At 74.8% G+C, this 5,622-nt stretch carries 5 protein-coding genes; all 5 read right to left on the bottom strand.

Annotated features, from left to right (window positions below):
- Window positions 1-19 precede the first annotated feature (19 nt).
- Genes ABZ070_RS34950 through ABZ070_RS34930 form a run of 5 tightly spaced genes read right to left on the bottom strand, consistent with a single transcriptional unit; the run spans window position 20 to window position 5,294 of the window.
- Window positions 20-1,174: a GNAT family N-acetyltransferase gene (locus ABZ070_RS34950; protein WP_356639946.1), complete on the bottom strand. Its 1,155-nt coding sequence runs from the start codon at window positions 1,172-1,174 to the stop codon at window positions 20-22.
- Complete coding sequence (locus ABZ070_RS34945; RefSeq protein WP_356639944.1) at window positions 1,171-1,851, bottom strand: lipopolysaccharide biosynthesis protein; 681 nt, start codon at window positions 1,849-1,851, stop codon at window positions 1,171-1,173. Before ABZ070_RS34945 ends, ABZ070_RS34950 begins: the two co-directional genes overlap by 4 nt.
- Window positions 1,848-3,038: a glycosyltransferase gene (locus ABZ070_RS34940; RefSeq protein ID WP_356639942.1), complete on the bottom strand. Its 1,191-nt coding sequence runs from the start codon at window positions 3,036-3,038 to the stop codon at window positions 1,848-1,850. Before ABZ070_RS34940 ends, ABZ070_RS34945 begins: the two co-directional genes overlap by 4 nt.
- Window positions 3,035-3,808, bottom strand: a complete 774-nt coding sequence (locus ABZ070_RS34935; protein ID WP_356639940.1) for a polysaccharide deacetylase family protein — start codon at window positions 3,806-3,808, stop codon at window positions 3,035-3,037. Before ABZ070_RS34935 ends, ABZ070_RS34940 begins: the two co-directional genes overlap by 4 nt.
- Complete coding sequence (locus ABZ070_RS34930; RefSeq protein ID WP_356639948.1) at window positions 3,798-5,294, bottom strand: lipid II flippase MurJ; 1,497 nt, start codon at window positions 5,292-5,294, stop codon at window positions 3,798-3,800. The genes ABZ070_RS34935 and ABZ070_RS34930 overlap by 11 nt, the downstream gene beginning before the upstream one ends.
- Between the last annotated feature and the right edge of the window lie 328 nt (window positions 5,295-5,622).

Genomic DNA, 5,622 nt, shown 5'->3' with positions numbered 1-5,622 from the left:
GTCGGCGCGTACGACGTGGTCAAGGAGGCGCTCTCGTCGGTCGGCGACGAGGACGAGCCGGGCGGCGGGATCGCGCGGCCGGCAGCCGGTCCCGTACGGCGCCGGCGGCCCGCTCGCGCAGCCGGGCCCGCGCCTCGTGCAGCCTCAGCAGCGGCTCCAGCGAAGGCCGGGCCAGCAGCAGCCGCTGGTTGGTGACGGTCTCCGGCCGCCAGTGGTTCTTGTACGGCTCCGCCCCGCGCAGCAGGCTCAGGACTCCGCGCCCTTCGTCGGCCGCCTGCTGCGCGTCGTGCCGCAGCAACATGGTCGCCACGTCGACCTTCTTGTCCCGCAACCCCGGGTCGGCCCCGTACAGATAGCCGCCCGCCAGATGCTCCGAGCGCAGACTCAGGCCGGCCGCAACGACTTCCCCGTCCATCCGGTACTCGGTGAGGGCTGCCTCGTCGCGACGCATCATGGCCCGTGTGGCGCGCACCAGGTGCGCGGCGAAGCGCGGTCTGAGGTGCTCCACGTTGACGCCGCGGCCACGCCACTGGAGTTCGTGCAGGCGCAGCAAGTGGGCGACGGCGCTCGCCACTTCGGGCTCGGGAACGGCGTGCGCCTCGATCTTCAGTGCGTCGATCTTACGCAGCTTGGCGCGCACCCGTTGGGCCTGGCCGCTCGGCATGCGCTTGGCGAGTTCACCGATCGGGGCGGCCGGGAGCTCCATGCACACCGAGTCGGCGAGCCGGGCGCGGGCGCCCTTCCAGCTCTCGTAGAGCCGCTCGGCGGCCGCTCCGGGCCGCACCTCCCGCAGGTCGATCACCGCATGGCGCGCGGCCTGCCCCAGCCCGCGCTCCAGCGCGGCGACCGCGGTCCTCATGTGCCGGCCGTCGACGAGGATGTCGCAGTAGTCGGAGATCTCGCCGCCGAGCGGGACGAGCAGCGGCAGGGGGCCGTGCGCCAGCATCAGGGGGGCGGCGGCGATCAGCCGGCCGTCGTGCCGTACGAGGACGACGCGCAGACGGCCCTTCGTCCCGTAGGACAGCCACCACGAGTGCAGCCAGGCGTGGCTCTGGAACGGGGTGGCCGTGGCGCAACTGCCGTGCAGGCGCTCCCACTCGAGGCCCAGAGCGGCGAACGCCTCCGGGTCGCGGCACAGGGTGACGGAGGTCCCCCGCGTGCCGCCGGGCGTCACACCAGCTCCCGTTCGGCCACCGGCTCCGTGCGCTGCGCCGGTGCGGACACACCGGTGGTCGTGAGGGTGCCGGTTCGGCGCGGCCTCACGAGGAGCACGAGCCCGCCGAGCAGACCGCCCGCACACCCTCCGACCGCCGCACTGACGGGCAGGGACGGTGAGACCGGCTCGTTGGGGGCGATGGCCTGCGAGAAGAGCGTCAGCGAGACGCCGGTGTTCTTGGACACCTGGTTGCTGCTCACGAAGACGGCGTCGACGACCGCGTTGGCGATGTCGGCCGCTTCGGCCGGCTTGGTGGACGTGCCGGTGATGGCGATCACCGGCGAGTCGGGGGACGTCTCGGTCTCGACCCGGTTGCGCAGTTCGCGCGCCGGGACACCGGCGGCGACGCGCGCGTAGGCGAGCGTCGAGTCGCTGGTGGCGATGCGGCCGTAGGCCTGGGCGAAGCCGAGGGCCGCGGCGGGGTCGGTGTCCTTGGCCGGCACGGCGACGGCATAGCTGGTGGCGGCGTACTCGGGTGCCTTGAGCAGGCCGTAGGAGACGCCGCAGGCGGTCCCGAGCACAGCGAGGGCGGGCAGCGGCCACCAGACGGGCAGCGGGGTGATCTTCGCGGTGAGGCGGCGGAGGCGGCGGAATCTGCGGGGCGTGACGGGTTCCTGCTCGGGCGACTCGGTCATGGGCGTGCTCTCTGGATCGTCGGGTCGGGGTGGGTCGGGGTGTCGGGGGTCGGGGCGTACGGGGAGTCGAGGGCGCACGGGGTCGGGGCGCGCGGGAAGTCGAGGGCGTGTGCGTAGACGTCCATCAGGAGACGGCTGCTGCGCGCGATGTCGTAGTGCCCCACCAGACGGGGCGGCGGCAACCGGCAGGGGGCAACAGCCATGCGGGCACGCAGCGCGGCCGCGAGTTCGCGGGCGTCGCCGCCGCGCAGACGGGTGGCGCCCGGCGCGTCCTGCGGCGGCACGTCGTCGACGGCGGGACAGGTGGTGTGCAGTACCGGAAGCCCGGCGGCGAGCGCCTCCACGACGGCGAGTCCGAACGCCTCGTCGCGGGACGCCGAGACGAACACGTCCATGGCGGACAGCAGCGCCGGGACGGCGTCGCCGTCGCATGCGCCGAGCAACCGCACGCGGTCCGCCGCGTCGAGCCGTACGGCCAGCGCCCGCAGGGCCTCCCGCTGCGGACCGTCGCCCGCGAGCAGCAGCCGTGCGCCGGGCAGTGCGGCGACCGCTTCCACGAGCACGTCGAAGCGTTTTCCGGGGACGAGCCGCCCGACGCCTCCGACGACAAAGGCGTCGCCGGGAATGCCGAGCCGGTGCCGGACGGCGCGCCGCCGCTCCGCGTCGAAGCGGAAACGGGCCGCGTCGACGCCGTTCGGTACGACATGGATACGCGGGCCGGGAACGCCCCAGTCGCGCAGGCGTCCGGCGACGGTGGTGGACACGGCGACGGTCGCGGAGCCGAGCCGTTCGGTGGAGAGGTACAGCGCGCGGGTGCCGCGGGTGAGCGGCCGGCCCTCGATCTCCGCCGCGCCCAGCGAGTGTTCCGTGGCGACGGCCGCCCGCACCCCGGCCAGCCGGGCGGCGATCCGCCCGTAGACGCAGGCGCGGTAGAGGTGCGTGTGGACGACGTCGTAGCCGCCGCGCCGGATGTGCCGGACCAGGCGGGGCAGGACCGCCACGTCGGTGTTGCCCCGCATGCCCAGGTGGGTGACGCGGACCCCGTCGGCACGCAGCGCGTCGGCGACCGGGCCCGGGTTCGTCAGGGTCAGGACGTCGCACGCGGCCGGCAGGTGCCGCAGCAGCAGCCGCAGTTGCTGTTCCGCGCCGCCGACGCCGAGACCCGTGATGACGTGCAGGACCCTCATCCGGCGTGGCCGCCGATCAGTACGGGTTCCAGGGCGGGGAGGCGGCGGGCGCGGTGCCGCAGCCGCTTCGCCCACAGGCGCGCGCCGCGGTCGGCCTGGCTGATGTGGGTGCGGGGCAGGGCGTAGGGCCCGGCCGCCGCGCCGGGCGCGATGGCGCAGGCGTACGCGTAGCCGGCCCGGCGCACGGCGTCGGCGGCGCGCCGGTCGAAGGTGCCGTAGGGATAGCAGAACCCGGCGGGGGCGGTGCCGGTGAGATCGTGGAGCAACTCGCGGCTGCGGAACGTCTCCTCGTGCAGTACGTCGTCGGAGCAGCCGGTCAGGTCGCGGTGGAGCAGACCGTGCGAGGCGATCTCCGTCCCGGCGGCCGCGGCGGCCCTGATCCGGCGGGCGGTGAGCAGCGGGCGGCGGGGGCCCTCGGGGTCCCAGTCGTTGCTGCCGCCGAGCCGGCCGGGGAGCACGAACAGGGTGGCTGTGCAGTCGTGTCGGGCAAGGACGGGCAGCGCGGCGTCGACGAAGTCGGCGTAGCCGTCGTCGAAGGTCAGCCCCACGAGAGAAGCACCCCGGCCGGCGGAGTGGGCGTTCAGCAGTTCGGCCATGGAGACGCCGCGCAGGCCGCGGGCGCGCAGCCAGCGGAGGTGGTGGTCGAGACGTTCGGGCGCGACGGTGATGCCGTACGGGTCGTCGGTGGGGTCGCTCACCGCGTGGTACATCCAGATCCACGGCTGGGCGAGCGCCGGGGCGGCGACTGCCGCCTCGGTATCAGTGGACATGACGCGACCTCCGTCGGACGAGGCCCAGCAGACGTACGGCCTCCGGGGCACGCAGGACGCGGGCGGTGAGCAGGAAGGTGGCCGGTACGAGCAGGCAGCCGGCGGCGAGGCCGGCCACCGGCGCCGCGATCAGCGGTGCGGCGAACAGCCCGGCCGCCGTGGCGGTCGCCGCGGCGACGGCGAGCCGTCCGATACGCACGCCGATGGACCGCACCTCGATGGCGACGACCCGCGAGCCGAGGCCGCGCAGCAGCAGGAACGCGGTGGTGCTGATGCCGGCCGCGTTGGCGGCGGCGATGCCGTGCACGCCCCAGGCACCGACGGCGGCCGCTCCGACGCCGGTCGTGACGGCGAGCCCGGCGGCCATGGCGCCGGCCGGGAACCAGGTGGGCCGGCCCGAGGAGAAGAACGGGCGGCCGAGCGCGCCGACGAGACAGTGGCCGAGCAGACCGGCCGCGTACACCCGCATGACGCCGGCGGTGGTCTCGGTGTCCCGCGCGTCGAACGCACCTCGCTGGAAAAGAACTTCGATGATCTGGGGGGCGTAGCCGATGACAAGCGCCGTCCCGAGCAGCACGATCGTGCCCGCCATGGCGAGATCCTGTTCGACACGGCGGCGGGCCCGCTCGCGGTCCCCCTGGGCCATGGCCCTGGCGACGACGGGAAACGTCACCGTGCACACCATCAGCGACAGCACCATCGGCATCTGCGCGACCTTCTGCGCATAGTTGAGGTGGGAGATGGCCCCGGCGGGCAGGGGGGCGGCGAGGAAGCGCTCGACAAGCACCTGGGACTGGCGGCCGACCGCGAAGAGAACAACCGGAGCAAGGACCGCGGCGCCCAGCAGGGGCGCCTTCGAGCGGGGGCGCGTGACGAGCGGCCTCAGGGTCATGTGCCGGGCCACGCCCGGGAGTTGGACGGCCACCATGAGCAGGCTGCCGACGGCCACACCTGCGGCCGCCGCGCGTACGCCCCACACGGAGTGCAGGGCGAGCGTCGTGCCGATGATCCCCACGTTGTAGGCCGCGTAGACGCCCGCCGGCCTGACGAAGTTGCCGTGGGCCCGCAGGGCTGCGCTGAAGTAGCCGGTGACGCCGAAGGTGAGGACGGTCAGCGCGGTCATGCGCGTGCAGTCCACCGCGAGCCCGGGATCGCTGAACCCGGGTGCGAGCACCCGCACGACGAGGGGTGCGGCGATCAGCAGCACCCCGGCGGCACAGGCGAGCAGCGCGAACAGCCGGGGGAAGGAGGCGGAGACGAGGTCCCGTACGGGGTCTGCGACCTGCCCGCCCGCCGCCCTCCTGGCGATGGCGTGACTGAACGCGGGCACCAGCAGCAGCGCCATCGCGTCCTCGATCAGGAGGGTGGAGGCCATCTCGGGGACGGTCCACGCGATCAGGAACGCGTCGCTCTCGACACCGGCCCCGAAGAGATGCGCGATCGTCTGGTCCCGGACGAGGCCGAGCAGGGCCCCGGCCGCCGTCATCCCGGCGGTGACGGCGGCGGCCCTGGCGAGAAACCGCCCAAGTGCCGGTGGCCCACCGCGCCGGGCATGCCGCCCCCGGCCGGGCGCCGTCCCTGCCGTGGCCGCAGGGCGGTCACGCCGCCCGACGTCCGGCGCGGAGACATGCGCCCCGGACCCGCCGACGACGCATGCCCCGCTCGCCTGCCGGGGCGCCGCCCCCGACACCACGAGCGAGCATCCGTCCAGGACCGCGGCGCACCCGGGGGCAGCGCCGTCCCGCGGGCACGGGCCCGCATCGCGGTCCGGTGCCGCAGGCACAGCGGGACCGGCGGCCGGCCGCGGCTCGTCC

This window comes from Streptomyces sp. NPDC006283 (genome assembly GCF_040613325.1).
GTDB lineage: Bacteria > Actinomycetota > Actinomycetes > Streptomycetales > Streptomycetaceae > Streptomyces.
The sequence above is the reverse complement of the archived record's forward strand: the minus strand, read 5'-3'. Positions and strand labels throughout refer to the sequence as shown.

Excerpts from the sequence above, each read along its gene's own strand:
- ABZ070_RS34945 (WP_356639944.1), bottom strand. The coding sequence starts at position 1,851 with ATGACCGAGTCGCCCGAGCAGGAACCCGTCACGCCCCGCAGATTCCGC.
- ABZ070_RS34940 (WP_356639942.1), bottom strand. The coding sequence starts at position 3,038 with ATGAGGGTCCTGCACGTCATCACGGGTCTCGGCGTCGGCGGCGCGGAA.
- ABZ070_RS34935 (WP_356639940.1), bottom strand. The coding sequence starts at position 3,808 with ATGTCCACTGATACCGAGGCGGCAGTCGCCGCCCCGGCGCTCGCCCAG.
- ABZ070_RS34930 (WP_356639948.1), bottom strand. The coding sequence starts at position 5,294 with ATGACGGCGGCCGGGGCCCTGCTCGGCCTCGTCCGGGACCAGACGATC.